The organism is Xenorhabdus bovienii (genome assembly GCF_024721015.1).
GTDB classification, from domain to species: Bacteria; Pseudomonadota; Gammaproteobacteria; order Enterobacterales; family Enterobacteriaceae; genus Xenorhabdus; species Xenorhabdus bovienii.
Genome location: NZ_JANAIF010000056.1, coordinates 1 through 24633 on the forward strand (window position 1 = coordinate 1; position 24633 = coordinate 24633).

Genomic DNA, 24633 nt, shown 5'->3' on the forward strand with positions numbered 1-24633 from the left:
ATGGACGAAGGTCTGCGTTTCGCCATCCGTGAAGGTGGCCGTACTGTAGGTGCTGGTGTTGTTGCTAAAGTGATTGCTTAGCGTTTGATTATTAAAAGATTATGAAAAAAAGAGAAGCTATAGCTTCTCTTTCAAATCTTGAACCACCGGAAACGGTGGTTTTTTTTATCTATAAACAAAATAAAAACAATAATTGAAATGAGAGTTATTTCTATTTACTATTTGGCAATATCTATTATTTTATAAATATGGCTATGCTTCTACCCAATAATTTTAAAGTTGCAGTCGGTAGTAAGCGAACGAATCTCTAAGAGCATAGATAACGATATGACTGAGAGTGACCAACAAAGTAGTAACTTGAAAGATGAAAGGTAGAGTCATATCTATTGTGCCTAGCCTAAATAGTTAGAAGAGTGCTTCCATGTATATCTGTCTCTGTAATGCGATAAGCGATAAAACTATACGTAATATTGTTCGCCAGCAACATGTTCGTTCTATCAGAGAGCTGAGGGACTTTGTGCCTGTAGGGAGCGATTGTGGAAAATGTATACGTCAAGCACGTGAAATAATGAATGAGGAGATTGCCCAACTGCCTCCCATAAATAATGTTGCTTAAAATAAACACAATTATCTTGCAATTACTCTGCTGAACTAGTACTACACTGTAGGTACTGGAAGTGGAGGAGCTAGCTATGAAAGGTGATATAAAGATAATTGCACATCTTAATAAACTTCTTGGTAATGAACTTGTTGCCATCAACCAGTATTTTTTACATGCCCGAATGTTTAAAAACTGGGGGTTAATGCGTCTAAATGAAGTTGAATATCGTGAATCTATTGAGGAGATGAAACACGCTGATAAGTATATTGAGCGTATCTTGTTTCTGGAAGGTTTGCCAAACCTACAGGATTTGGGCAAACTCAATATCGGTGAGGATATAGAAGAAATGCTGCAATCTGATCTAGCACTAGAGATACGCGGTGCTAAGGATCTGAGAGAGGCAATTGCATATGCCGATTCAGCCTATGATTATGTAAGCCGAGACTTGATGATTGAGGTTCTTTCTGACGAAGAGAATCACATAGACTGGTTGGAAACCCAACTGGACTTGCTCAATCGAATGGGAATACAAAATTATATTCAATCTCAACTTATTGAAGAATAATGGAATAATATTAACGCCCTATAAATTTGCATAGGGCGTTTTCCCTCTTTGCCTATCTTTTGAATAGATTTCACCCTTATCTTGCATTGTCAGCAGATTTACGTATAATACGCGAGCTTACCTACGCAGTAGGACTGATTTATTATCAGTAATGAGCGGTAATTTACCGCCATTGTTAAAATACTCCCGATATGGGGGTTATACATTGAACGATTACACTCCCCCATCAATCGAAATGGGAGCGAGTAGTAATTATCTACGTTTATAAAATAGTTGGAGCTCTGGTCTCATGCAGAACCAAAGAATCCGTATCCGCCTGAAAGCATTTGATCACCGTTTAATCGATCAATCAACTGCGGAAATCGTAGAGACCGCTAAGCGCACTGGTGCGCAAGTTCGCGGTCCGATCCCGCTGCCGACTCGTAAGGAGCGTTTTACCGTTCTGATTTCTCCGCATGTTAACAAAGATGCGCGTGATCAGTACGAGATTCGCACTCACAAACGTCTGGTTGACATCGTTGAGCCAACCGAGAAAACCGTTGATGCTCTGATGCGTCTGGATCTGGCTGCTGGTGTAGACGTGCAGATCAGCCTGGGTTAATCAGGTCATTGAACGATTGAGAGGTTGAAACAATGATTGGTTTAGTCGGTAAAAAAGTGGGCATGACTCGCATCTTCACTGAAGATGGCGTTTCTATCCCTGTAAGTGTTATCGAAATCGAAGATAACCGCATAACTCAGGTTAAAGACCAAGAGAGTGACGGTTATCGTGCAATTCAGGTAACGACTGGTAGCAAAAAAGCTAACCGCGTTAATAAACCTGAAGCAGGTCATTTCGCTAAAGCTGGCGTTGAAGCTGGCCGTACCCTGCGTGAATTCCGTCTGTCAGCAGACGACGAAGAGTACACAGTGGGTCAAAGCATTAGCGTTGAAATTTTCGCTGACGTTAAAAAAGTCGACGTTACTGGTACATCTAAAGGTAAAGGTTTCGCGGGTACTGTTAAACGCTGGAACTTCCGTACTCAAGATGCTACCCATGGTAACTCCTTGTCTCACCGTGTTCCGGGTTCTATCGGTCAGAACCAGACTCCGGGCAAGGTATTCAAAGGTAAGAAAATGGCAGGCCAAATGGGTAATGAACGTGTAACTGTTCAGAGCCTAGATGTAGTACGTGTTGACGCTGAGCGTAACCTGCTGCTGGTCAAAGGTGCTGTTCCAGGTGCAACTGGCAGTGACCTGATCGTAAAACCGGCTGTCAAGGCGTAACGTCGAGGAGATAGGAATGGAATTGGTAATGAAAGACGCGCAAAGCGCGCTGACTGTTTCCGAAACTACCTTCGGGCGTGACTTCAATGAAGCGCTTGTGCATCAAGTAGTTGTTGCGTACGCAGCTGGTGCTCGTCAAGGTACTCGTGCTCAGAAAACTCGTGCTGAAGTTTCTGGTTCAGGTAAAAAACCATGGCGTCAGAAAGGTACTGGTCGTGCACGTGCAGGTTCTATTAAGAGTCCAATCTGGCGCTCTGGTGGTGTAACTTTTGCAGCGAAACCACAGGACCACAGTCAAAAAGTTAATAAAAAGATGTACCGCGGTGCTCTAAAAAGCATCTTGTCTGAACTGGTACGTCAAGAACGTCTGATCGTTGTCGAGAAGTTCTCTGTTGAAGCACCTAAAACTAAGCTGCTGGTACAGAAACTGAAAGAAATGGCTCTGCAAGACGTGCTGATTGTCACTGGCGAAGTTGATGAGAACCTGTTCTTAGCAGCTCGTAACCTGTATAAGGTTGACGTTCGTGATGCAGCAGGTATCGACCCAGTAAGCCTGATCGCCTTCGACAAAGTGGTTATGACTGCTGATGCTGTAAAGCAAGTTGAGGAGATGCTGGCATGATCCGTGAAGAACGTCTGCTGAAAATACTGCGCGCGCCGCACGTATCTGAAAAAGCTTCTACAGCGATGGAAAAAAGCAATACCATCGTTCTCAAAGTTGCGAAAGACGCGACTAAAGCAGAGATCAAAGCTGCCGTACAGAAACTCTTCGAAGTTGAAGTTGAAGGTGTAAACACTTTGCTAGTTAAAGGTAAAGTTAAACGCCACGGTCAGCGTATTGGTCGTCGTAGCGACTGGAAAAAAGCTTACGTCACCCTGAAAGAAGGCCAGAATTTGGACTTCGTCGGCGGCGCTGAGTAAGTCGGAGGAGTAAAGAACAATGGCAATTGTTAAATGTAAACCTACGTCTCCGGGCCGTCGCCACGTTGTTAAAGTGGTTAACCCTGAGCTGCATAAGGGCAAACCTTATGCTCCGTTGTTGGAAAAAAACAACAAAACTGGTGGTCGTAACAACAATGGTCGCATTACCACTCGTCACATTGGTGGTGGCCATAAACAGCATTATCGTCTGGTTGACTTTAAACGCAACAAAGATGGTATCCCTGCTGTTGTTGAACGTCTGGAATATGATCCAAACCGTTCAGCGAACATCGCACTAGTTCTGTATAAAGACGGTGAGCGTCGTTACATCCTTGCACCTAAAGGTCTGAAAGCAGGTGATCAAATCCAGTCTGGTGCTGATTCAGCAATCAAGGCCGGTAATGCTCTGCCAATGCGCAATATCCCGGTTGGTTCTACTGTTCACAACATAGAAATGAAACCAGGTAAAGGTGGCCAGCTGGCTCGTTCAGCAGGTACTTACGCTCAGATCGTTGCACGTGACGGTTCCTATGTAACCTTGCGTCTGCGTTCTGGTGAAATGCGTAAAGTGTTGTCTGACTGCCGCGCTACTTTAGGTGAAGTTGGTAACGCAGAACACATGTTACGCGTTCTGGGTAAAGCTGGTGCAAGCCGCTGGCGTGGTATCCGTCCTACCGTTCGTGGTACGGCGATGAACCCAGTAGACCATCCACATGGTGGTGGTGAAGGTCGCAACTTTGGTAAACACCCTGTAACTCCATGGGGCATCCAGACCAAAGGTAAGAAGACCCGTAGTAACAAACGTACTGATCAATACATCGTACGTCGCCGTTCTAAATAATAATTAGAGGATAAACCATGCCACGTTCTCTCAAGAAAGGTCCATTTATTGACCTGCACTTGCTGAAGAAGGTAGAGAAAGCGGTGGAAAGCGGAGACAAAAAGCCTATTAAGACTTGGTCCCGTCGTTCAACGATCTTTCCTAACATGATCGGTTTGACCATCGCTGTCCATAATGGTCGTCAGCATGTTCCAGTTTTTGTTTCCGACGAAATGGTTGGTCACAAACTGGGTGAATTCGCGCCGACCCGTACTTATCGCGGCCATGCGGCCGATAAAAAGGCTAAAAAGCGCTAAGGTAGGAGGAAGAGATGGAAACTATCGCTAAACATCGCCACGCTCGTTCTTCTGCTCAGAAGGTTCGCCTCGTGGCTGACCTGATCCGCGGTAAGAAAGTGTCGCAAGCTCTGGAAACTCTGCTCTATACCAACAAGAAAGCTGCTGGTTTAGTGAAGAAAGTACTTGAGTCTGCTATTGCTAACGCAGAACACAACGATGGCGCTGACATCGATGATCTGAAAGTCACGAAAATTTTCGTAGACGAAGGCCCAACCATGAAGCGTATTATGCCTCGTGCCAAAGGCCGTGCAGATCGTATCCTGAAGCGCACCAGCCACATTACTGTGGTTGTGTCCGATCGCTGAGACTCTGGAGACTAGCAATGGGTCAGAAAGTACATCCTAATGGTATTCGTCTGGGGATTGTCAAACCTTGGAACTCTACCTGGTATGCGAATACCAAAGAATTCGCTGACAACCTGGACAGCGATTTTAAAGTGCGCCAGTACTTGAACAAAGAACTGGTTAAAGCATCTATTTCACGTATCGTTATCGAACGTCCTGCGAAAAGCATCCGTGTGACAATTCACACTGCTCGTCCAGGTATCGTTATCGGTAGGAAAGGTGAAGACGTTGAAAAACTGCGTAAGACTGTAGCGGAGATCGCTGGCGTTCCTGCGCAGATTAATATTGCCGAAGTGCGTAAGCCTGAACTGGACGCAAAATTAGTTGCTGACAGCATTAGTTCACAATTGGAGCGTCGTGTGATGTTCCGTCGTGCGATGAAACGTGCTGTACAAAACGCTATGCGTCTGGGCGCTAAAGGTATCAAAGTGGAAGTCAGTGGTCGTTTAGGCGGTGCTGAGATTGCACGTACTGAATGGTATCGTGAAGGTCGTGTACCTCTGCACACTCTGCGTGCAGACATCGATTATAACACTTCAGAAGCGCACACCACTTATGGTGTAATCGGCGTTAAGGTATGGATCTTCAAAGGTGAGATCTTGGGTGGTATGGCTGCAGTTGAACAGGCGGAAAAACCGGCTGCTCAACCTAAAAAGCAGCAGCGTAAAGGCCGCAAGTAAGGAGAGTCGCTGATGTTACAACCAAAGCGTACGAAATTCCGTAAAGTGCATAAAGGCCGCAACCGTGGTCTGGCTGTAGGTACGGATGTCAGCTTCGGCACTTTCGGTCTGAAAGCTGTGGGTCGTGGTCGTCTGACTGCTCGTCAGATCGAAGCGGCACGTCGTGCTATGACCCGTGCAATTAAGCGTCAAGGTAAAATCTGGATCCGTGTATTCCCAGACAAACCTATCACCGAAAAGCCACTCGAAGTGCGTATGGGTAAAGGTAAAGGTAACGTAGAGTATTGGGTTGCCTTGATCCAGCCCGGTAAAGTCCTGTATGAAATGGACGGTGTGCCTGAAGAGCTGGCTCGTGAAGCATTCAAGCTGGCAGCAGCGAAACTGCCTATCAAAACCACCTTTGTAACTAAGACGGTGATGTAATGAAAGCACAAGAGCTGCGCGATAAAAGCGTTGAAGAGCTGAACACTGAGCTGCTGAACCTGTTACGTGAGCAATTTAATCTCCGTATGCAGGCGGCAAGTGGCCAGCTGCAACAGTCTCACCTGTTGAAACAAGTGCGTCGTAATATTGCACGCGTTAAGACTTTACTGACTGAGAAGGCGGGTGCGTAATGAACGATAAAATCCGTACTCTGCAAGGTCGTGTTATTAGCGATAAAATGGAAAAGTCCATTGTTGTTGCTATTGAACGTGTGGTGAAACACCCTCTGTATGGTAAATTCATCAAACGTACGACTAAACTGCACGTACATGACGAGAGCAATGAATGTGGAATTGGCGATGTGGTGGAAATCCGCGAAACCCGTCCACTGTCTAAGACTAAATCTTGGACTTTAGTTCGCGTCGTTGAGAAAGCGGTTCTATAATAGGCTGCTATCTCACACAAAATAAACGGCTCAAAAAGTAACGGGCCGTTTATTTTTCTGTCCATAGCGGGGATGTGGTGTTATAATGCCGCGCCCTCGTAATATGGGATATTGAATACGGCCTCTTTGTATATGAAGTGGGCTCAGTAGTAGTTGACATTTAGCGGAGCACTAAAATGATCCAAGAACAGACTATGCTGAACGTGGCCGACAACTCCGGTGCACGTCGCGTAATGTGTATCAAGGTTCTAGGTGGCTCGCACCGTCGCTACGCAAACGTCGGTGATGTTATCAAGATTACCATCAAGGAAGCAATTCCTCGTGGTAAGGTCAAAAAAGGTGATGTCCTGAAAGCGGTAGTGGTGCGCACCAAGAAGGGTGTTCGTCGCCCGGACGGTTCTGTCATTCGCTTTGATAGCAATGCTTGTGTATTGTTGAACAACAATAGTGAGCAAGTTATCGGTACGCGTATTTTTGGGCCGGTAACTCGTGAACTTCGTAATGAAAAGTTCATGAAAATTATCTCCCTGGCACCTGAAGTACTGTAAGGAGCGAAACTATGGCAGCGAAAATCCGTCGTGATGACGAAATTATCGTGCTGACTGGCAAAGATAAAGGTAAGCGCGGTAAAGTAAAACAGGTTCTTTCTTCTGGTAAAATTATCGTTGAAGGTATCAATCTGGTTAAGAAACATCAGAAGCCGGTTCCGGCACTGAATCAACCAGGTGGCATCGTTGAAAAAGAAGCAGCTATCAATGTTTCTAACGTTGCAATCTTTAATGCAGTAACCAGCAAGGCTGACCGTGTAGGTTTTAGATTCGAAGACGGCAAAAAAGTTCGTTTCTTCAAATCTAATGACGAAACTATCAAGTAATTTGGAGTATACGATGGCGAAACTGCATGATTACTACAAAGACGAGGTAGTCCAGAAACTGATGAGTCAGTTCGGTTACCATTCTGTCATGCAAGTCCCTCGGGTCGAGAAGATCACCCTGAACATGGGTGTTGGTGAAGCTATCGCTGACAAAAAACTGCTGGACAATGCAGCAGCTGACTTGACAGCAATCTCTGGTCAGAAACCATTGATCACCAAAGCACGCAAATCAGTTGCAGGCTTCAAAATCCGTCAGGGCTATCCAATCGGCTGTAAAGTAACCCTGCGTGGCGAACGTATGTGGGAGTTCTTTGAGCGCCTGATTTCTATTGCTGTACCACGTATTCGTGACTTCCGTGGTTTGTCCGCTAAATCATTTGATGGTCGTGGTAACTACAGCATGGGTGTTCGTGAGCAAATCATCTTCCCTGAAATCGACTACGATAAAGTGGATCGTGTACGTGGTTTGGATATTACTATCACCACTACTGCGAAATCTGATGATGAAGGCCGCGCACTGTTGGCTGCGTTTAACTTCCCGTTCCGCAAGTAAGGCAGGGTATTCATGGCTAAGCAATCAATGAAAGCACGTGATGTAAAACGTGCGAAATTAGCTGAGAAATTCTTCGCAAAACGCGTTGAACTGAAAGCGATCATCTCTGATGTAAACGCATCTGACGAAGACCGTTGGAATGCTGTTCTCAAGCTGCAAACACTGCCACGTGATTCCAGCCCTTGTCGTCAGCGTAACCGCTGCCGTCAGACTGGGCGTCCGCATGCATTTTTGCGGAAGTTTGGGTTGAGCCGTATTAAAGTCCGTGAAGCCGCTATGCGCGGTGAAATCCCGGGCCTTAAAAAGGCTAGCTGGTAATTGTCACCAATTGAATCACGGGAGTAAAGACAGATGAGCATGCAAGATCCGATCGCGGATATGCTGACCCGTATCCGTAACGGTCAGGCCGCGAATAAAGTTGCGGTCACCATGCCTTCCTCCAAGCTGAAAGTGGCAATTGCCAACGTGCTGAAGGAAGAAGGTTACATTGAAGATTTTAAAATCGAAGGCGACACTAAGCCAGAACTGGAAGTCACTCTGAAATACTTCCAAGGTAAGGCTGTTGTAGAAAGCATTCAGCGTGTAAGCCGCCCAAGTCTGCGCATCTATAAGAAAAAAGATGAGCTGCCAAAAGTTATGGCTGGTTTGGGTATCGCTGTTGTTTCTACCTCTAAAGGTGTAATGACTGATCGTGCAGCTCGCCAAGCTGGTCTGGGTGGCGAGATTCTCTGCTACGTAGCTTAATTCGGGAGGAAAGAATGTCTCGTGTTGCAAAAGCACCCGTCGTCATTCCTGCCGGCGTAGAGGTTAAACTCAACGGTCAGGTTATTTCGATTAAGGGTAAAAACGGCGAACTAAGTCGTAAAATCCACAATGCAGTTGAAGTTAAACATGCGGATGGCCAACTGACTTTCGCTCCACGCGAAGGTTTTGCTGATGCTTGGGCACAGGCAGGTACAACTCGCTCTTTGCTGAATGCAATGGTTATCGGTGTTAACGAAGGCTTCACCAAGAAGCTTCAGCTGGTGGGTGTAGGTTACCGTGCAGCAGTTAAAGGCAATGCTGTTAGTTTGTCTTTAGGCTTCTCGCATCCGGTTGAGCATCAACTGCCAGCAGGCATAACTGCGGAATGCCCGTCACAAACTGAAATCGTACTGAAAGGTGCTGATAAGCAGGTGATTGGTCAGGTTGCGGCAGATCTGCGTGCCTATCGTCGTCCTGAGCCATATAAAGGCAAGGGTGTTCGTTACGCCGATGAAGTCGTGCGTACCAAAGAGGCTAAGAAGAAGTAAGGTAACACTATGGATAAGAAAGCAGCTCGTATCCGTCGTGCGACCCGCGCACGCCGCAAGCTCCAGGAACTGGGTGCAACTCGCCTGGTGGTACACCGTACCCCTCGCCATATTTATGCGCAGGTTATCGCACCAAATGGTTCTGAAACTCTGGTGGCCGCTTCTACTACAGAAAAAGCTATTAGTGAACAACTGAAATTTACTGGAAACAAAGAAGCCGCAGCAGTAGTTGGTAAAATTGTTGCTGAACGTGCTCTGGAAAAAGGTATCAAAAATGTATCCTTTGACCGTTCTGGTTTCCAATATCATGGTAGAGTCCAGGCACTGGCAGATGCTGCCCGTGAAGCTGGCCTTCAGTTCTAAGGTAGAGGTGTAAGATGGCTCACATCGAAAAACAAGCTGGCGAACTGCAGGAAAAGCTGATCGCGGTAAACCGCGTATCTAAAACCGTCAAAGGTGGCCGTATTTTCAGCTTTACAGCACTGACTGTAGTTGGTGATGGTAACGGTCGCGTTGGTTTTGGCTACGGCAAAGCACGCGAAGTTCCGGCAGCGATCCAGAAAGCGATGGAAAAAGCACGTCGCAATATGAAAAACGTCGCACTTAACAGCGGCACCCTGCACCACCCAGTGAAAGGTGGACACACCGGTTCTCGCGTGTTCATGCAGCCTGCTCACGAAGGTACAGGTATCATCGCCGGTGGTGCGATGCGTGCTGTTCTGGAAGTGGCTGGAGTTCGTAACGTACTGGCTAAAACCTACGGTTCCACTAACCCGATCAACGTGGTTCGTGCAACTCTGGACGCTTTAGACAGCATGAAGTCTCCAGAAATGGTCGCAGCTAAGCGTGGCAAATCCGTCGAAGAAATTCAGGGGTAATGACCATGGCTAAGACTATTAAAATTACTCAGGTTCGCAGTTCAATTGGTCGTTTGCCTAAGCATAAGGCAACTCTGACTGGTTTAGGTCTGCGTCGCATTGGTCATACTGTTGAACGCGAAGATACACCAGCGGTTCGTGGTATGGTCAACTTGGTTTCCTATATGGTTAAAGTTGAGGAGTAACAGATGCGCTTAAATACTCTGTCTCCGGCTGAAGGTGCTAAGCACGCATCTAAACGTGTAGGTCGTGGTATCGGTTCTGGCCTAGGTAAAACCGGCGGTCGTGGCCACAAAGGTCAGAAATCTCGTTCTGGCGGTGGTGTTCGTCGTGGTTTTGAAGGCGGCCAAATGCCTTTATACCGTCGTCTGCCAAAATTTGGTTTTACTTCACGTAAAGCAATGATCACTGCAGAAATTCGTCTGTCTGATTTTGCCCATGTTGAAGGCGATGTTATCGATCTGAATGCACTGAAAGCTGCTAACATTGTTGGCCCTCAAATTGAATTCGCAAAAGTTATGCTTTCTGGCGAAGTCAATCGCGCAGTAATTGTGCGTGGCTTACGTGTTACGAAAGGCGCCCGTGCTGCAATTGAAGCCGCTGGCGGTAAAATTGAGGAATAAGTAACAGATGGCTAAACAACCAGGATTAGATTTTCAAAGTGCCAAAGGCGGATTAAGCGAGTTAAAACGCAGACTTTTGTTTGTTATTGGAGCTCTGATTGTTTTCCGTATTGGCTCTTTTATTCCAATCCCTGGTATTGATGCCACTGTGCTTGCCAAATTGCTCGAACAGCAAAGAGGCACCATTATTGAAATGTTTAACATGTTCTCTGGTGGTGCTTTAAGCCGTGCTTCTATCTTCGCACTGGGTATAATGCCGTATATTTCTGCATCTATCATTATCCAGTTGCTAACTGTGGTTAATCCCCGTTTAGCAGAGATTAAGAAGGAAGGGGAAGCTGGTCGTCGTAAGATCAGTCAATACACCCGTTATGGCACGTTAGTGCTGGCAATATTTCAGTCAATCGGTATTGCTACTGGGTTGCCGAATATGCCTGGAATGCAAGGTTTAGTTATTAACCCTGGCTTTGCGTTCTATTTCACGGCTGTTGTAAGTCTGGTCACGGGAACCATGTTCTTGATGTGGTTGGGTGAGCAGATTACTGAGCGAGGTATCGGTAACGGTATTTCAATCATAATCTTTGCTGGTATCGTTGCAGGTTTACCACCTGCAATTGGTCACACCATCGAGCAAGCTCGGCAAGGCGACCTGCACTTCCTCCTGTTGCTGTTGGTTGCAGTATTAGTGTTTGCCGTAACTTTCTTCGTTGTTTTCATGGAGCGTGGTCAACGCCGTATCGTTGTTAACTATGCTAAACGTCAACAAGGTCGAAGAGTTTATGCGGCACAAAGTACACATTTACCGTTGAAAGTGAATATGGCTGGGGTTATCCCTGCAATTTTTGCTTCTAGTATTATTTTGTTCCCTGGTACCATAGCCTCTTGGTTTGGTGGTGGAACAGGCTGGAATTGGTTGACAACTATTTCTATGTATTTGCAGCCAGGTCAACCGCTTTATGTGTTATTGTACGCATCTGCAATCATCTTCTTCTGTTTCTTCTACACGGCTTTGGTATTTAATCCAAGAGAAACAGCAGATAACCTGAAGAAGTCCGGTGCATTTGTACCAGGAATTCGTCCGGGAGAGCAAACGGCTAAGTACATCGATAAAGTAATGACTCGCCTGACCTTAGTTGGTGCGTTATACATTACCTTTATCTGCTTAATCCCGGAGTTCATGCGTGACGCAATGAAAGTTCCATTCTATTTTGGTGGTACTTCCTTACTGATTGTAGTTGTCGTTATCATGGACTTTATGGCTCAAGTGCAAACTCTGATGATGTCGAGTCAATATGAGTCTGCATTGAAGAAGGCAAACCTAAAAGGGTATAACCGCTAATTGGTTTGCTTGAGAAGTTACGGAGAGTAAAAATGAAAGTTCGTGCTTCCGTCAAGAAATTATGCCGCAACTGCAAAATAGTTAAACGTAACGGTATCGTACGTGTAATCTGCAGTGCAGAGCCTAAGCATAAACAACGCCAAGGCTAATTTAATCGCATATTTTTCTTGCAAAGTTGGGTTGAGCTGGCTAAATTGGCCAGCCAATCTTTTTTATCTGACAGCAACATTATTTGAGTATCCTGAAAACGGGCTTTTCAGAATGATGTTGCAGTGAATAAATATTGTAGGAGTGCATAGTGGCCCGTATAGCAGGCATTAACATTCCTGATCAGAAACATACCGTAATCGCGTTAACCTCGATTTACGGCATCGGTAAAACCCGCTCACAGCAAATCTGTGAAGCAGCGTGTATTGCTGAAAATGTTAAGATCAGTGAGCTGTCTGAAGAGCAAATTGACAAGCTGCGTGACGAAGTTGCCAAATACGTTGTAGAAGGTGATCTGCGTCGTGAAGTGACCCTGAGTATCAAACGTCTGATGGACCTTGGTTGCTATCGTGGTTTGCGTCATCGTCGTGGTCTGCCAGTTCGCGGTCAGCGTACTAAGACCAATGCACGTACCCGTAAGGGTCCGCGTAAGCCGATCAAGAAATAATCGGGGTATTGAATAATGGCAAAAGCACCTATTCGTGCACGTAAGCGTGTAAGAAAACAAGTCTCTGACGGTGTGGCTCATATCCATGCTTCTTTCAACAACACAATCGTTACTATTACTGATCGTCAGGGTAATGCTTTGGGTTGGGCAACTGCAGGTGGTTCCGGTTTCCGTGGTTCTCGTAAATCTACTCCGTTTGCGGCTCAGGTTGCAGCAGAGCGCTGTGCTGAAGCAGTAAAAGAATACGGAATTAAGAACCTGGAAGTTATGGTTAAAGGACCTGGTCCTGGCCGTGAGTCAACTATTCGCGCATTAAACGCGGCTGGTTTCCGCATCACTAATATTACTGATGTGACTCCGATCCCTCATAACGGTTGTCGCCCACCGAAAAAACGTCGCGTTTAAGTTTAATAAGACGTCTTCGTTTTTAGGATTGTTGGAGAAAGAAAATGGCAAGATATTTGGGTCCTAAGCTCAAGCTGAGCCGTCGCGAGGGTACAGACCTTTTCCTGAAGTCTGGCGTGCGCGCGATTGACACCAAGTGTAAATTAGAACAGGCACCAGGCCAGCACGGCGCACGTAAACCGCGTCTGTCTGACTATGGTGTACAGTTACGTGAAAAACAAAAAGTTCGTCGTACTTACGGTGTTCTGGAACGTCAATTCCGTAACTACTATAAAGAAGCAACTCGTCTGAAAGGCAACACAGGTGAAAACCTGTTGACTTTGCTGGAAGGTCGCTTAGATAACGTCGTTTATCGTATGGGCTTCGGCGCGACTCGTGCTGAATCACGTCAGATGGTAAGCCATAAGGCTATCATGGTAAATGGTTGCGTTGTCAATATCGCTTCTTATCAGGTATCCCCGAATGACGTAGTCAGCGTTCGTGAAAAAGCGAAGAAGCAGGCTCGTATTAAGGCAGCTTTAGAGCTGGCTGAGCAGCGTGAGAAACCAACTTGGTTGGAAGTTGATGCTGCGAAGATGGAAGGTGTGTTCAAACGTATCCCTGAACGTACTGATCTATCCGCTGACATTAACGAACACCTGATCGTCGAGCTTTACTCTAAGTAAAGCTTAGCACCAAAGAGAGGACACAATGCAGGGTTCTGTGACAGAGTTTCTAAAACCGCGCCTGGTAGATATCGAGCAAGTCAGTTCGACGCACGCCAAGGTGACCCTTGAGCCATTAGAGCGTGGCTTTGGCCATACTCTTGGCAACGCACTGCGCCGTATTCTGCTTTCGTCTATGCCGGGTTGTGCGGTGACTGAGGTTGAGATTGATGGTGTACTGCATGAGTACAGCACCAAAGAAGGCGTACAGGAAGATATCCTGGAGATTCTCCTCAATCTGAAAGGGCTAGCGGTGAAAGTTCAGGGTAAAGATGAAGTTATCCTTACCTTGAATAAATCTGGCATTGGCCCTGTGACTGCAGCCGACATCATCCATGATGGTGATGTTGAAATCGTCAAGCCGCAGCACGTAATCTGCCATCTGACTGACGGAAGTGCTTCCATTAGCATGCGTATTAAAGTTCAGCGCGGTCGTGGTTATGTGCCGGCTTCTGCCCGAATTCATTCGGAAGAAGATGAGCGCCCTATCGGTCGTTTGTTAGTAGATGCTTGCTATAGCCCAGTAGAGCGTATTGCCTACAATGTTGAAGCAGCTCGTGTAGAACAGCGTACTGACTTGGATAAGCTGGTTATCGAAATGGAGACTAACGGCACAATCGATCCTGAAGAGGCGATTCGCCGTGCAGCTACCATTCTGGCCGAACAACTGGAAGCTTTCGTTGATTTACGTGATGTACGTCAACCAGAAGTTAAAGAAGAGAAGCCAGAGTTTGATCCGATCCTGCTGCGCCCTGTTGACGATCTGGAATTGACTGTCCGCTCTGCTAACTGCCTTAAGGCAGAAGCTATCCACTACATCGGTGATCTGGTACAGCGTACCGAGGTTGAGTTACTTAAGACACCTAATCTGGGTAAAAAATCTCTTACTGAGATTAAAGACGTACTGGCTTCGCGTGGACTTTCTCTGGGCATGCGTCTGGAAAACTGGCCACCAGCAAGTATTTCTGATGAATAACTAGATCACAGGTTAAGGTTTTACTGAGAAGGATAAGGTCATGCGCCATCGTAAGAGTGGTCGTCAATTGAACCGCAACAGCAGCCATCGCCAAGCTATGTTCCGCAACATGGCAGGTTCTTTGGTTCGTCATGAGATCATCAAGACGACTCTGCCTAAAGCGAAAGAACTGCGTCGCGTCGTTGAGCCGCTGATTACTCTTGCCAAGACCGACAGCGTAGCTAATCGTCGTCTGGCATTCGCCCGTACTCGTGATAACGAAATCGTGGCAAAACTGTTTAATGAACTGGGTCCGCGTTTTGCGAGCCGCGCAGGTGGTTACACTCGTATCCTGAAGTGTGGCTTCCGTGCTGGTGACAATGCTCCGATGGCATACATCGAGCTTGTTGACCGCGCCGTTGAGTCTCAGACAGAAGCAGCATCTGCAGAGTAATCTGTAGAAGCATAAAAAACCGGGATAACACCCGGTTTTTTATTGCTCTTTATTTTTTCTTCCAATAATTACCTATCTCTTTTTCTACAAGTTAATCTGAAGATTTCACCTGTGCTGGTGCTCTCTTAATCTATACTGATAGTATTGAACTTATTTCCTGTTTGATAGGTGATTCACTATGTATCGTATTGGTCAGTTGGCTAAATTAGCGAGTGTCACGCCTGATACTATTCGTTTTTATGAAAAACAGGGATTGATGGCTCATGAGGAAAGAACAGAAGGCGGTTATAGACTTTATACCGAACAGGATTTACAACGATTACGTTTTATTCGTTATGCAAAACAATCGGGTTTTACACTGGAAACGATTGTAGAGTTACTGTCTATTCGTGTTGATCCTGAGCATCATACATGTCAAGAATCGAAACAAATTGTTGATTCCAGATTACAGGAGGTCGAAGATAAATTATTGGAAATGCAAAAAATGCGCAATTCTTTAAAAATGTTGAGTGATGCATGTTGTGGTAGTGCGCATACCAGCACATATTGTTCCATATTGGAAATTTTGGAAGAAGGAGCAACTAATAAATAATTTTTCTTTATTATTCCGGGTGCTGAGAGTATAATTGTTTGATATTTAATCAAATAAATATCATTAGAGGTCATTATGACGACATACCGCCATAAAAAAGGCGTCATCAAAGATAATGCTATAGAGGCACTGTTACACGACCCTTTATTTAGGCAGCGAGTAGAAACAAACAAAAAGGGTAAAGGAAGTTATAGTCGTAAAGAAAAACATGGCAAAAGTAGTGGTTGGGAGGCCAATGATAATAATTTTTTCAAGTTGTTATCATTGGCCTTCTAATTTATTGAGCGGGAAGTATTATCTGATTTAGCAAAGCAGGTGTTTCTTACAGGAAAAAAGGGCTCGGCTGGAATAGTTTTTCCACTTCAGGAACAAATTTTTTATCGGTAATAAACATGATTACATGGTCGCCTTGTTGGATAATGCTGTAATCATTGGCAATGATTACCTCTTCACCGCGGACAATTGCGCCAATTGTCGTGCCTGGTGGTAGTCTAATATCACCAATCTTGCGTCCAACTACTTTGGAAGTATGCTCGTCACCATGAGCTATGGCTTCAATAGCTTCGGCTACCCCCCTTCTTAATGAAGATACACTGACGATATCTGCTTTACGGACATGGCCAAGTAATGCAGAAATGGTAGCTTGCTGAGGTGAGATGGCGATATCAATAACACCACCTTGTACTAAATCAACATATGCACTGCGTTGAATAAGAACCATCGCTTTTTTGGCTCCCATTCGTTTTGCAAGCATGGCTGACATAATGTTGGCTTCGTCATCGTTAGTTAATGCAATGAAAACATCGACTTGTTCAATATGTTCCTCTGACAGAAGCTCTTGATCAGAGGCATCACCGTAGAAAACGATAGTATCGTGCAAGAGCTCTGCTAGCTCTGTAGCTCTTTCTTGATTATGTTCAATCAGCTTGACGCTGTAATCCTTCTCAAGTCGCAACGCTAAACCTGCACCGACGTTCCCACCTCCAACAATCATGAGACGTTTATATGGTTTTTCAAGGCGTTGTAATTCACTCATCACCGCTCTGATATGTTGTGATGCGGCAACAAAGAATACTTCATCTCCCGCTTCAATAATTGTGGAGCCTTGTGGCCTGATCGGGCGGTCTTGACGAAATATTGCAGCAACTTTGCTATCGATATGTGGCATATGCTCTCGAAGCGAGGATAATGCATTACCCACTAGTGAACCCCCATAATAGGCTTTGACCGCGACGATACTGACACGGCCTTCCGCAAAATTGACAACTTGTAATGCTCCGGGGTATTGAATCAATTTATAGATGTAATCAATAACCAATTGCTCAGGAGATATCAGGTAATCAATAGGGATATCATTGGGTTGAAATAGTTTCTCTGATTCATAGATATATTCTGATGAACGTATCCGAGCGACTTTATTGGGGGTATTAAATAAGGAGTAAGCGATCTGGCATGCAATCATGTTGGTTTCATCTGAATTTGTGACGGCTACCAACATATCGGCATCTTCTGCACCTGCTTCCCTCAATACTCTGGGGTGGGAGCCATGGCCATTTACAACCCGTAGATCGAATTTGTCCTGTAACTGGCGTAAGCGATCGGTATCGGTATCAACGACAGTAATATCATTATTTTCATCAACCAAATTTTCAGCTAATGTTCCACCAACCTGACCAGCACCCAGAATAATTATTTTCATAGCATTCTCTTCGTGTTAGAAGCTGTATTCCTATTCTTGATATTTTAGTAAAGTCACTAAACCCCTCCTCGTCCGATATTTTGACGAGGAAGATACGTCAATACTTAGTTAGTCGGGCATAAAAGAAGCCATCACCACCTGTTGTTTCAGGAATAATTTGTATCCCTGGTTTTTCAAGTGTGCCTGTATCTGATAATTCAGCATCTGTATGGCGTCCTAAGAATGCTTTTATTTGTTGGCTATTTTCATGAGGTAAAATGGAGCAGGTTGCATAAACCAGAGTGCCATTTTTCTTTAAATATGGCCAAATAGCATCAAGGATTTCAGATTGTAGCGTAACCAATTGGTCAATATCTTCATTTCGGCGCAACCATTTTATGTCAGGGTGACGACGAATGACACCTGTTGCTGAACATGGTGCATCAAGAAGAATGCGATCGAACTGTTCCCCTGTTGCCCACTCATGTGGAAGGCGCCCATCACCTGTTTTGACGACGGCATGCAAATTAAGGCGCTGTAAATTTTCTTTCACCCGCTTAATTCTCTGTTCATCAATATCGACGGCAAGTACTTTTGATTTTGGCGCTATCTCAAGGATATGGGTGGTTTTTCCTCCGGGAGCAGCACATAGATCCAGTATAGATTCTCCGTCACATGGCGTTAATAATTCAGCACACCCTTGAGCAGAGCGATCTTGAATAGTCACCCATCCTTGATCAAATCCGGGCATAACGTTAACAGGGCAAGGATTTAGCAAACGAATAGCACTAGGATGATTTTCATCTAGTTCTGCTTCTATATTAGCTTCTTGCAACAGAGTAAAATATTGATTCGCACTATGATAGCGCTGATTAACTCGCAACCACATGGGCGGTTTTTGATTATTTACGTCAATAATCTTTTGCCAATCCTGTGGATAGGCTTTTTGAATATGATCTAACAGCCATTTGGGATGTAAATGGCTGTTGACACTATTAACTTGCTCGACTAATGCTTGTTGTTGGCGCTGAAATTGGCGGAGAACGCCATTAATTAAGCCTTTTAATTGCTGACGTTTTAAACTGATTGCGCCATTGACGGTTTCGGCAAGTGCAGCATGTGCAGGTATACGAGTATAAGTAAGCTGATAGATTCCAACCATGATTAGATAGTGAAAAATACGTTGCTTGCCTTTCAATGGCTTTGCCATCAACTGACTAATGAACCATTCTAGCTGAGGTAATACCCTCATTACGCCAAAACAGAGTTCTTGGAGAAGAGCTTTATCTTTGTCAGAAATTCTTTGTTGGAGTTCAGGAATAACAGTGCTGAGTGATTGCCCTTGTTCCAGTACTTGATGGATCGCTTTTGCAGCGATACTTCGCAGGTTATATGTATTTTTCATGATATGGTCAAAAAAGCTGACTGTCGTCAGCATTATAAAAAGGAAGACGCCTGTATGCTCAAAGCATACAGACAAATTAATCTCATTTGATTTTGTTACCTGGTGTAAACCAATCACGTTTTGAGTTTAAGAAATCGGCGGCTGACATTGATTTCTTACCTGATGGTTGTAATTGTGTGATATTTAATATTCCATCAGCGGTTGCGATTTGAATACCTTTCTTATCTGCCTTAATGATGGTTCCGGGGGACTGAGTAGCTTGCTCAGCGATGGCTTCAGCGTTCCATACCTTAATGGGGTACTCATCAATGAGAAAGAAGCTCATTGGCCATGGGTTGAATGAGCGGACACATCGCTCAAGCTGAATGGCAGGTAAATGCCAGTCCATTTTGGCTTCATCTTTACTGAGTTTTTCAGCATAAGTTGCCAAAGTATCATCTTGAATGCTTGGTTGGCAATTTCCCAACATTAGCAGATTTAATGTGTTGAGTAATGCTTCAGATCCAATATTTGCAAGTTTTTCATACAGGCTGGCGCTGGTATCTTGATTTGTAATTGGAGAAGCCGCTTTTAGTAGCATGTTGCCAGTATCAAGACCAGCATCCATTTGCATAATTGTTACGCCAGTTTCTGGATCTCCCGCCCAGATTGCACGCTGAATCGGAGCGGCGCCACGCCAGCGTGGTAACAAAGAACCATGGACATTCAGGCATCCTAAACGTGGTATGTCCAGAACGGTTTGAGGTAGAATCAGGCCATACGCAACAACGATCATAATATCTGCCTGCCGATCCATGATCCATTGCTGGCTTTCTTCTGTGCGTAAGGTTTTTGGCTGGAAAACAGAAATACTATGTTCTTCAGCCAATGCTTTTACAGGACTTGGTGTCAGTTTTTTACCTCTTCCTGCCAGTTTGTCTGGTCGGGTGAGAACTCCGACAACTTGATGTTGAGATTTTAATAAAGCAGCCAAATGGTGAGCAGCGAAATCAGGGTTTCCGGCAAAAATAATACGTAAAGAATCAGACACTATTATTTCCTGTAATGATAAAGTTTATTTGTCTTTAGCTCTCAGACGGTCAATTTTTTCAACTTTCTGGCGAATACGCTGACGTTTCAATGGCGACAGATAATCGATAAAGAGTTTACCTACTAGATGATCCATTTCATGTTGAATACAGATTGCTAGCAGGTCGTCAGCTTCCAGCTCAAATGGCTGTCCGTGATAATCTAAAGCTTTAATTTTTACTTGCTCAAAACGTGGTACAAATGCGCGTTGTTCAGGGACAGATAAACATCCTTCCTCAATCCCTGTTGCACCAACTTCATTCATCAATTCGGGGTTGATGAGAACAAGGCGTTGATCACGATTCTCAGAGACATCAATGACAATAATTCGCTGATGAATATCGACTTGTGTTGCAGCTAAACCGATACCTTCTTCTGCATACATTGTTTCGAACATATCATCAATGATGCTCTGAATTTCTGCATCAACTTTTTCAACTGGCTTTGCAATTGTGCGAAGTCGCTCGTCTGGGTAATGTAATACTTGTAAAACTGACATATATGTTTAGATCTGTATCCAAGAAGTGAGTGATAATTTGCGCCTATTCTAGACATTTCCTATTTAGATTGACAGTATCGACCATAAATTAATCAAGGCCAGTCAAAGTTATCAATCAGGTCAGGATGACATTATGAAAGAGATGGAAATATGGTTGCGAATGAAGATGGTTTCCCATCTTTCAACGATTAAAGCTGTGTCTATTATAGAACGTCTATTGAGAACTCAAAACTATAGTAATAACGAACTTAAGGCGTGTGGCTTGTCTCCCACACAGTGTTTACAGTTTACTAAGGCCAACTCTTCTGAGCTGGCTACTTGTTTTACGTGGCTGGAGCGGCCGGGCAACCATTTGTTAACCTTCTCTCATCCCGCATATCCACCTTTATTAAAACAGATACACTCTCCCCCACTTATACTTTTTGTGTCAGGGGATATAACTGTGTTATCCCAAAAGCAGGTGGCAATGGTGGGTAGTAGGTCAGCAAGCTTTTATGGTGAGAAATGGGGGAAAATCTTTGCTGGTGAATTAGCGAAAAATGGAGTGGTGATAACCAGTGGGTTGGCAATTGGTATTGATGGGATTTGCCATCAGGCAGCGCTTAGTGCAGGCGGAAAAACCATTGCTGTACTTGGCAGTGGGCTTGAAAAAATTTATCCCTATCGGCATGACTCTCTGGCGCGGCTTATTGAAGAAAATGGTGCATTGGTTTCTGAGTTTTTCCCTGAAATGCCACCTAAAGCTAAAAATTTTCCAAGGCGCAATCGGATCATTAGCGGCTTGAGTCTCGCTCTTCTTATTGTGGAAGCTTATGAAAAGAGTGGTTCGTTGATTACAGCGCGTTGTGCGCTTGAACAGGGGCGAGATATTTTTGCATTACCTGGTGCATTAGGCACTCCTTCAAGTGAGGGCAATCATTGGCTGATAAAGCAGGGGGCTTATTTGGCAGTGAATCCAACGGATATAATGGAACATATTAATGGCGCGTTTCGATGGTTGAATATAGAAAAAGAAGAACGCGTGCAAGTTGACCAAATAGAGTTGCCATTTGCCGATGTGCTGGTTAACGTAAGTCATGAAGTTACTCCAGTTGATGTGATTGCTCAACGCTCTTGTCTTCCTGTCACAGAAGTCATGACCAGACTTTTGGAGCTGGAACTCATGGGAAAAGTCGCCGTTGTTGCTGGTGGCTATATTCGGGTAAATTGATCTGTTTAATTTATACTTTTTCCAACATTATTGTGGCTGTGGTTCAGCGAGTGAGATATGTCTAAGAAAGTTCCCTTTGAGATAAAAGAAACAGAACATTGCCCTGAGTGTGGCGCTGAATTAGTGATCCGTAATGGAGCTCATGGCTCATTTTATGCGTGTTCCTGCTATCCATCATGCCATTACGTTCGTCCTCTAAAGACTCAAGGAGATGGGCATATTGTTAAAGAATTGGATGGGCAAATTTGCCCGAAGTGTGGCTTTACTCTGGTTTTGCGGCAAGGACGTTATGGCATGTTTATTGGTTGCAGTCATTATCCTGAATGTGAACACACAGAATTGATCGATAAACCCGATGATACATCGATTAATTGCCCCCAATGTCAACAAGGAAAATTACTCCAGCGTAAGTCACGTTTTGGTAAAACATTTCATGCCTGCAACCGATACCCAGAGTGTCAGTTTGTACTTAACAATAAGCCTGTATCCGGAGAGTGTCTTTTCTGCCATTACCCATTGTTAATAGAAAAGAGAACGGCTCAAGGCGTAAAGTTGTTTTGTGCCAGTAAACTGTGTAGCAAGCCGCAAATCAATGAAATTGAGAAATATAATGAGTAACAAAGTTTCACCTGCATTTGATGTGATTATAACTGCGTTAAAAGAAGAAAAAGTGATTGCTTATCCGACAGAGGCCGTTTTTGGGTTGGGTTGTGATCCTGACAGCGAAAAAGCCGTGAACGAATTATTATCGCTGAAAAATCGACCGTGGGAAAAAGGGCTAATTCTCATTGCTGATAGCTATGAAAGGTTATGCCTTTATATTGATGATGAGCAACTTAGTGATATACAGAAAGAAACGGTATTTTCATTTTGGCCTGGTCCAGTGACATGGGTAATACCAGCAAAAACGACGACACCAAAGTGGTTAACGGGGCAATTTTCAACATTGGCGGTTCGGGTCACAGAGCATCCTCTGGTTAAACAATTATGCTCTCTTTATGGGAAACCCCTTGTATCGACGAGTGCAAATTTAAGTGGACTAGAGCCATGTCGGAGTGCGGAAGAAGTTCGTCAGCAATTTGGAAACCGAGTCCCTGTTTTGGAAGGAGAAGTGGGGGGACGTAAAAATCCATCAGAAATCAGAGATGCTTTAACAGGTAAATTATATCGACAAGGATAGTAAGTAATGGATAAATTTGCGGTTTTTGGTAACCCTATTGCACACAGTAAATCTCCTTACATTCATCGATTATTTGCTGATCAGACGGGGATTGATCATCAATATGGGCGGGTGCTTGCTCCGATAGAACATTTTGAACAAACTTTGGATCGCTTTTTTGAGCAGGGCGGTTTAGGAGCGAATATTACTGTACCTTTTAAAGAAAGGGCTTATCAGCGCTCAGATGAATTGACTGAGCGAGCAAGAATTAGTGGTGCGGTTAACACATTAAAATTGATCGAGGGTAATCGTCTCCTTGGTGATAATACTGATGGGATCGGGTTACTGGCAGATTTACAGCGGCTAGGTTTCATTACTAAGGGTCGGCATATTCTGATTATTGGGGCTGGTGGTGCAGCAAAAGGAGTGTTATCTCTTTTATTAGAACTAGGATGTGCCGTCACTATCACGAACCGTACATTCGAGCGTGCGCAGATAATTGCAGATAAATTTTCCCGATTGGGTGATATTCAGCCAATTGAAATGGAATCCCTTCTTTCCCCAGATTTCGATATCATCATCAATGCGACTGCTTCTGGTATTGATGGACAAATTCCTGAGGTATCACCGCTGATTTTTCGCAATGATACTGCTTGTTACGATATGTATTACCAACACGGATTAACTCCATTCCTTGATTTTGCCCGGCAAAATGGTATTTCACGTTTGGCTGATGGATTAGGAATGTTGGTGGGGCAAGCTGCGAATGCTTTTGAATTGTGGCACGGAGTATTCCCTGAAATAGAATCAGTTTTAACCGCTTTAAGGCGAGAGTTACACGCATGAATCAAGCTATTCAATTTCCTGATCGTGAAGAATGGAATGAGGTGGAAAGCAAAGTGATTTTCCCAGCTATGGTCGATGGGTTATTGGTGCAATGTATGATTAGTTCCGATGAGTTAGCCGAACGTTATGGTAAAGATCATCACCCACTCGACCTATTTCACCGACATCGCTGGGATCTGGAAGAGAAATTTGAAGCCGCTATCTTGAGTGGGCATGATGATCAATTTGGGCGTTACTCCTTGCCCTCTGACGTGTCTGCTAAATAATTATCTTTCCAGTAGGTGTAGTTATTAGCGGAATAAAGTAGCCCTTCCAGTTCTTCAGGTTTGAGTTTTCTCACTTGTTTGGCGGGGCTGCCTATATACAGATATCCGCTTTCTAATTTTTTTCCTGGAGGGACAAGAGTTCCCGCCCCAATAACAACATCATCTTCAATAATCGCGCCATCAAGTAGAATAGAACCTATGCCAACCAGCACTCGGTTTCCAATCCTACAGCCATGCAGCATCGCTTTATGCCCAACAGTGACCTCTTCTCCTATTATCAGTGGGAAGCCGGCGGGATTATCAGGTGATTTATGAGTAACATGCAAAACGGAACCATCCTGAATATTTGTACGTGCACCAATTGAAACATAATTTACATCACCACGGATAACCACAAGGGGCCAAATACTCACATCATTTGCTAATCTGACATCTCCAATCACAATAGAAGAAGAATCTAACATGACTCTTTGACCAACCTGTGGGCAGAGATTTAAGTATTGGCGTAAAACAGTAGACATAAAAAACCTCAACAACAGTAAGAGTGGATAACAATTATCAGCGATATTATTGAGTAATAGACCACCATGCAATGGAAAGAACCGTATTAAATTCGTCCCGATTGGGTGCTTTTTGTATTTGGTGGGGCAAAAAATGCTCACTTGAAAATAAAATTGAAAAAAACTATTGTCAGGCGGCGAAAAGTCCCTATAATGCGCCACCACTGACCGACGCTGAGCGAAGACACGCCGCG

At 44.5% G+C, this 24633-nt stretch carries 43 protein-coding genes; 38 read left to right on the plus strand and 5 right to left on the minus strand.

The window, feature by feature from the left end; translation table 11 throughout:
* From NXS07_RS14040 to NXS07_RS14200, 33 genes are all read left to right on the plus strand, one after another.
* Window positions 1-81: EF-Tu C-terminal domain-related protein (locus NXS07_RS14040; RefSeq protein ID WP_081048829.1), on the plus strand; the 81-nt coding region annotated here is incomplete at its 5' end.
* A gap of 340 nt (window positions 82-421) precedes the next feature.
* Complete coding sequence (bfd, locus tag NXS07_RS14045; RefSeq protein WP_071824325.1) at window positions 422-616, plus strand: bacterioferritin-associated ferredoxin; 195 nt, start codon at window positions 422-424, stop codon at window positions 614-616.
* A 76-nt stretch (window positions 617-692) separates the two neighbouring features.
* A complete protein-coding gene (gene bfr, locus NXS07_RS14050) occupies window positions 693-1166 on the plus strand; it encodes a bacterioferritin (protein WP_038192847.1) in 474 nt (157 codons plus the stop codon).
* Window positions 1167-1455: 289 nt separating this feature from the next.
* Window positions 1456-1767, plus strand: a complete 312-nt coding sequence (gene rpsJ, locus NXS07_RS14055; protein WP_001181005.1) for a 30S ribosomal protein S10 — start codon at window positions 1456-1458, stop codon at window positions 1765-1767.
* A gap of 32 nt (window positions 1768-1799) precedes the next feature.
* Window positions 1800-2432, plus strand: coding sequence for a 50S ribosomal protein L3 (gene rplC / locus NXS07_RS14060; protein WP_038192845.1), 633 nt, complete (start codon window positions 1800-1802; stop codon window positions 2430-2432).
* Window positions 2433-2448: 16 nt separating this feature from the next.
* Window positions 2449-3054: a 50S ribosomal protein L4 gene (rplD, locus tag NXS07_RS14065; protein ID WP_012990496.1), complete on the plus strand. Its 606-nt coding sequence runs from the start codon at window positions 2449-2451 to the stop codon at window positions 3052-3054.
* The gene (gene rplW / locus NXS07_RS14070) at window positions 3051-3353 is read left to right on the plus strand and encodes a 50S ribosomal protein L23 (RefSeq protein WP_038180370.1); all 303 of its coding nucleotides are present in this window, start codon (window positions 3051-3053) and stop codon (window positions 3351-3353) included. The genes rplD and rplW overlap by 4 nt, the downstream gene beginning before the upstream one ends.
* A gap of 19 nt (window positions 3354-3372) precedes the next feature.
* Window positions 3373-4194: a 50S ribosomal protein L2 gene (rplB, locus tag NXS07_RS14075; protein WP_038180368.1), complete on the plus strand. Its 822-nt coding sequence runs from the start codon at window positions 3373-3375 to the stop codon at window positions 4192-4194.
* A 17-nt stretch (window positions 4195-4211) separates the two neighbouring features.
* On the plus strand, window positions 4212-4490 hold the full coding sequence (gene rpsS, locus NXS07_RS14080; RefSeq protein ID WP_011148791.1) for a 30S ribosomal protein S19: 279 nt from the start codon (window positions 4212-4214) through the stop codon (window positions 4488-4490).
* Window positions 4491-4504: 14 nt separating this feature from the next.
* Window positions 4505-4837 carry a 50S ribosomal protein L22 gene (gene rplV / locus NXS07_RS14085; RefSeq protein ID WP_012990493.1) on the plus strand — a complete coding sequence of 111 codons (333 nt, stop codon included), beginning with the start codon at window positions 4505-4507 and terminating at the stop codon, window positions 4835-4837.
* 17 nt (window positions 4838-4854) lie between these two features.
* Window positions 4855-5556 carry a 30S ribosomal protein S3 gene (gene rpsC / locus NXS07_RS14090; protein ID WP_038192842.1) on the plus strand — a complete coding sequence of 234 codons (702 nt, stop codon included), beginning with the start codon at window positions 4855-4857 and terminating at the stop codon, window positions 5554-5556.
* Between the two features lie 12 nt (window positions 5557-5568).
* On the plus strand, window positions 5569-5979 hold the full coding sequence (gene rplP / locus NXS07_RS14095) for a 50S ribosomal protein L16 (RefSeq protein ID WP_038192841.1): 411 nt from the start codon (window positions 5569-5571) through the stop codon (window positions 5977-5979).
* Complete coding sequence (gene rpmC / locus NXS07_RS14100) at window positions 5979-6170, plus strand: 50S ribosomal protein L29 (protein WP_012990490.1); 192 nt, start codon at window positions 5979-5981, stop codon at window positions 6168-6170. The genes rplP and rpmC overlap by 1 nt, the downstream gene beginning before the upstream one ends.
* Window positions 6170-6424, plus strand: coding sequence for a 30S ribosomal protein S17 (gene rpsQ, locus NXS07_RS14105; protein WP_038192839.1), 255 nt, complete (start codon window positions 6170-6172; stop codon window positions 6422-6424). The genes rpmC and rpsQ overlap by 1 nt, the downstream gene beginning before the upstream one ends.
* Before the next feature lie 176 nt (window positions 6425-6600).
* Complete coding sequence (rplN, locus tag NXS07_RS14110; RefSeq protein ID WP_012990488.1) at window positions 6601-6972, plus strand: 50S ribosomal protein L14; 372 nt, start codon at window positions 6601-6603, stop codon at window positions 6970-6972.
* 11 nt (window positions 6973-6983) lie between these two features.
* Window positions 6984-7298 (plus strand): 50S ribosomal protein L24, encoded by a 315-nt coding sequence (rplX, locus tag NXS07_RS14115; RefSeq protein ID WP_038192837.1) that lies wholly within the window; start codon window positions 6984-6986, stop codon window positions 7296-7298.
* Between the two features lie 13 nt (window positions 7299-7311).
* Window positions 7312-7851 carry a 50S ribosomal protein L5 gene (rplE, locus tag NXS07_RS14120; protein WP_012990486.1) on the plus strand — a complete coding sequence of 180 codons (540 nt, stop codon included), beginning with the start codon at window positions 7312-7314 and terminating at the stop codon, window positions 7849-7851.
* 12 nt (window positions 7852-7863) lie between these two features.
* Window positions 7864-8169 carry a 30S ribosomal protein S14 gene (gene rpsN, locus NXS07_RS14125; protein WP_010847489.1) on the plus strand — a complete coding sequence of 102 codons (306 nt, stop codon included), beginning with the start codon at window positions 7864-7866 and terminating at the stop codon, window positions 8167-8169.
* A 33-nt stretch (window positions 8170-8202) separates the two neighbouring features.
* A complete protein-coding gene (gene rpsH, locus NXS07_RS14130; protein ID WP_038180359.1) occupies window positions 8203-8595 on the plus strand; it encodes a 30S ribosomal protein S8 in 393 nt (130 codons plus the stop codon).
* Window positions 8596-8609: 14 nt separating this feature from the next.
* Window positions 8610-9143 (plus strand): 50S ribosomal protein L6, encoded by a 534-nt coding sequence (rplF, locus tag NXS07_RS14135; RefSeq protein ID WP_012990484.1) that lies wholly within the window; start codon window positions 8610-8612, stop codon window positions 9141-9143.
* A gap of 9 nt (window positions 9144-9152) precedes the next feature.
* Window positions 9153-9506, plus strand: coding sequence for a 50S ribosomal protein L18 (gene rplR, locus NXS07_RS14140; RefSeq protein ID WP_012990483.1), 354 nt, complete (start codon window positions 9153-9155; stop codon window positions 9504-9506).
* A 14-nt stretch (window positions 9507-9520) separates the two neighbouring features.
* Window positions 9521-10021 carry a 30S ribosomal protein S5 gene (gene rpsE, locus NXS07_RS14145; protein ID WP_012990482.1) on the plus strand — a complete coding sequence of 167 codons (501 nt, stop codon included), beginning with the start codon at window positions 9521-9523 and terminating at the stop codon, window positions 10019-10021.
* Window positions 10022-10026: 5 nt separating this feature from the next.
* Entirely contained in the window at window positions 10027-10206 is a 180-nt protein-coding gene (gene rpmD, locus NXS07_RS14150; RefSeq protein WP_008913894.1) for a 50S ribosomal protein L30, read from the plus strand.
* A gap of 3 nt (window positions 10207-10209) precedes the next feature.
* Window positions 10210-10644 (plus strand): 50S ribosomal protein L15, encoded by a 435-nt coding sequence (gene rplO / locus NXS07_RS14155; RefSeq protein WP_038192834.1) that lies wholly within the window; start codon window positions 10210-10212, stop codon window positions 10642-10644.
* A gap of 7 nt (window positions 10645-10651) precedes the next feature.
* Window positions 10652-11983 (plus strand): preprotein translocase subunit SecY, encoded by a 1332-nt coding sequence (gene secY / locus NXS07_RS14160; RefSeq protein WP_012990480.1) that lies wholly within the window; start codon window positions 10652-10654, stop codon window positions 11981-11983.
* 32 nt (window positions 11984-12015) lie between these two features.
* Window positions 12016-12132: a 50S ribosomal protein L36 gene (gene rpmJ, locus NXS07_RS14165; RefSeq protein ID WP_012768118.1), complete on the plus strand. Its 117-nt coding sequence runs from the start codon at window positions 12016-12018 to the stop codon at window positions 12130-12132.
* 149 nt (window positions 12133-12281) lie between these two features.
* Complete coding sequence (rpsM, locus tag NXS07_RS14170; protein ID WP_012990479.1) at window positions 12282-12638, plus strand: 30S ribosomal protein S13; 357 nt, start codon at window positions 12282-12284, stop codon at window positions 12636-12638.
* 15 nt (window positions 12639-12653) lie between these two features.
* Window positions 12654-13043, plus strand: coding sequence for a 30S ribosomal protein S11 (rpsK, locus tag NXS07_RS14175; RefSeq protein WP_002919257.1), 390 nt, complete (start codon window positions 12654-12656; stop codon window positions 13041-13043).
* Window positions 13044-13087: 44 nt separating this feature from the next.
* Window positions 13088-13708, plus strand: coding sequence for a 30S ribosomal protein S4 (gene rpsD, locus NXS07_RS14180; RefSeq protein WP_012990478.1), 621 nt, complete (start codon window positions 13088-13090; stop codon window positions 13706-13708).
* A gap of 25 nt (window positions 13709-13733) precedes the next feature.
* Window positions 13734-14723: a DNA-directed RNA polymerase subunit alpha gene (locus tag NXS07_RS14185; RefSeq protein WP_038192832.1), complete on the plus strand. Its 990-nt coding sequence runs from the start codon at window positions 13734-13736 to the stop codon at window positions 14721-14723.
* Between the two features lie 40 nt (window positions 14724-14763).
* Entirely contained in the window at window positions 14764-15156 is a 393-nt protein-coding gene (rplQ, locus tag NXS07_RS14190) for a 50S ribosomal protein L17 (RefSeq protein ID WP_038192829.1), read from the plus strand.
* Window positions 15157-15334: 178 nt separating this feature from the next.
* Entirely contained in the window at window positions 15335-15748 is a 414-nt protein-coding gene (gene zntR, locus NXS07_RS14195) for a Zn(2+)-responsive transcriptional regulator (protein ID WP_038192825.1), read from the plus strand.
* Window positions 15749-15823: 75 nt separating this feature from the next.
* Window positions 15824-16024, plus strand: a complete 201-nt coding sequence (locus NXS07_RS14200) for an alternative ribosome-rescue factor A (RefSeq protein WP_038201605.1) — start codon at window positions 15824-15826, stop codon at window positions 16022-16024.
* Window positions 16025-16070: 46 nt separating this feature from the next.
* Here the strand turns inward: NXS07_RS14200 and trkA are convergent, their stop codons facing one another.
* The 4 genes from trkA to def form a co-directional block, all read right to left on the minus strand.
* Window positions 16071-17447: a Trk system potassium transporter TrkA gene (gene trkA / locus NXS07_RS14205; protein ID WP_038180341.1), complete on the minus strand. Its 1377-nt coding sequence runs from the start codon at window positions 17445-17447 to the stop codon at window positions 16071-16073.
* Window positions 17448-17544: 97 nt separating this feature from the next.
* Window positions 17545-18831 (minus strand): 16S rRNA (cytosine(967)-C(5))-methyltransferase RsmB, encoded by a 1287-nt coding sequence (gene rsmB, locus NXS07_RS14210; protein WP_258086979.1) that lies wholly within the window; start codon window positions 18829-18831, stop codon window positions 17545-17547.
* 82 nt (window positions 18832-18913) lie between these two features.
* On the minus strand, window positions 18914-19861 hold the full coding sequence (fmt, locus tag NXS07_RS14215; RefSeq protein WP_046337715.1) for a methionyl-tRNA formyltransferase: 948 nt from the start codon (window positions 19859-19861) through the stop codon (window positions 18914-18916).
* Window positions 19862-19885: 24 nt separating this feature from the next.
* Window positions 19886-20398: a peptide deformylase gene (gene def / locus NXS07_RS14220; RefSeq protein ID WP_038180332.1), complete on the minus strand. Its 513-nt coding sequence runs from the start codon at window positions 20396-20398 to the stop codon at window positions 19886-19888.
* A gap of 133 nt (window positions 20399-20531) precedes the next feature.
* On the opposite strand from def, the gene dprA reads away from it, so the two are divergent.
* Genes dprA through NXS07_RS14245 form a run of 5 tightly spaced genes read left to right on the plus strand, consistent with a single transcriptional unit; the run spans window position 20532 to window position 23879 of the window.
* Window positions 20532-21608, plus strand: coding sequence for a DNA-protecting protein DprA (dprA, locus tag NXS07_RS14225; protein WP_038192818.1), 1077 nt, complete (start codon window positions 20532-20534; stop codon window positions 21606-21608).
* Window positions 21609-21665: 57 nt separating this feature from the next.
* A complete protein-coding gene (locus tag NXS07_RS14230) occupies window positions 21666-22226 on the plus strand; it encodes a DNA topoisomerase family protein (protein ID WP_071827733.1) in 561 nt (186 codons plus the stop codon).
* Window positions 22219-22788, plus strand: coding sequence for an L-threonylcarbamoyladenylate synthase type 1 TsaC (gene tsaC, locus NXS07_RS14235; RefSeq protein ID WP_038192813.1), 570 nt, complete (start codon window positions 22219-22221; stop codon window positions 22786-22788). Before NXS07_RS14230 ends, tsaC begins: the two co-directional genes overlap by 8 nt.
* Before the next feature lie 6 nt (window positions 22789-22794).
* On the plus strand, window positions 22795-23613 hold the full coding sequence (aroE, locus tag NXS07_RS14240) for a shikimate dehydrogenase (protein WP_038192811.1): 819 nt from the start codon (window positions 22795-22797) through the stop codon (window positions 23611-23613).
* The gene (locus NXS07_RS14245; protein WP_038212515.1) at window positions 23610-23879 is read left to right on the plus strand and encodes a DUF1488 family protein; all 270 of its coding nucleotides are present in this window, start codon (window positions 23610-23612) and stop codon (window positions 23877-23879) included. Before aroE ends, NXS07_RS14245 begins: the two co-directional genes overlap by 4 nt.
* On the opposite strand, the gene NXS07_RS14250 is transcribed toward NXS07_RS14245, so the two are convergent.
* A complete protein-coding gene (locus NXS07_RS14250; protein WP_038192848.1) occupies window positions 23846-24400 on the minus strand; it encodes a gamma carbonic anhydrase family protein in 555 nt (184 codons plus the stop codon). The genes NXS07_RS14245 and NXS07_RS14250 overlap by 34 nt on opposite strands.
* Window positions 24401-24633: the final 233 nt, after the last annotated feature.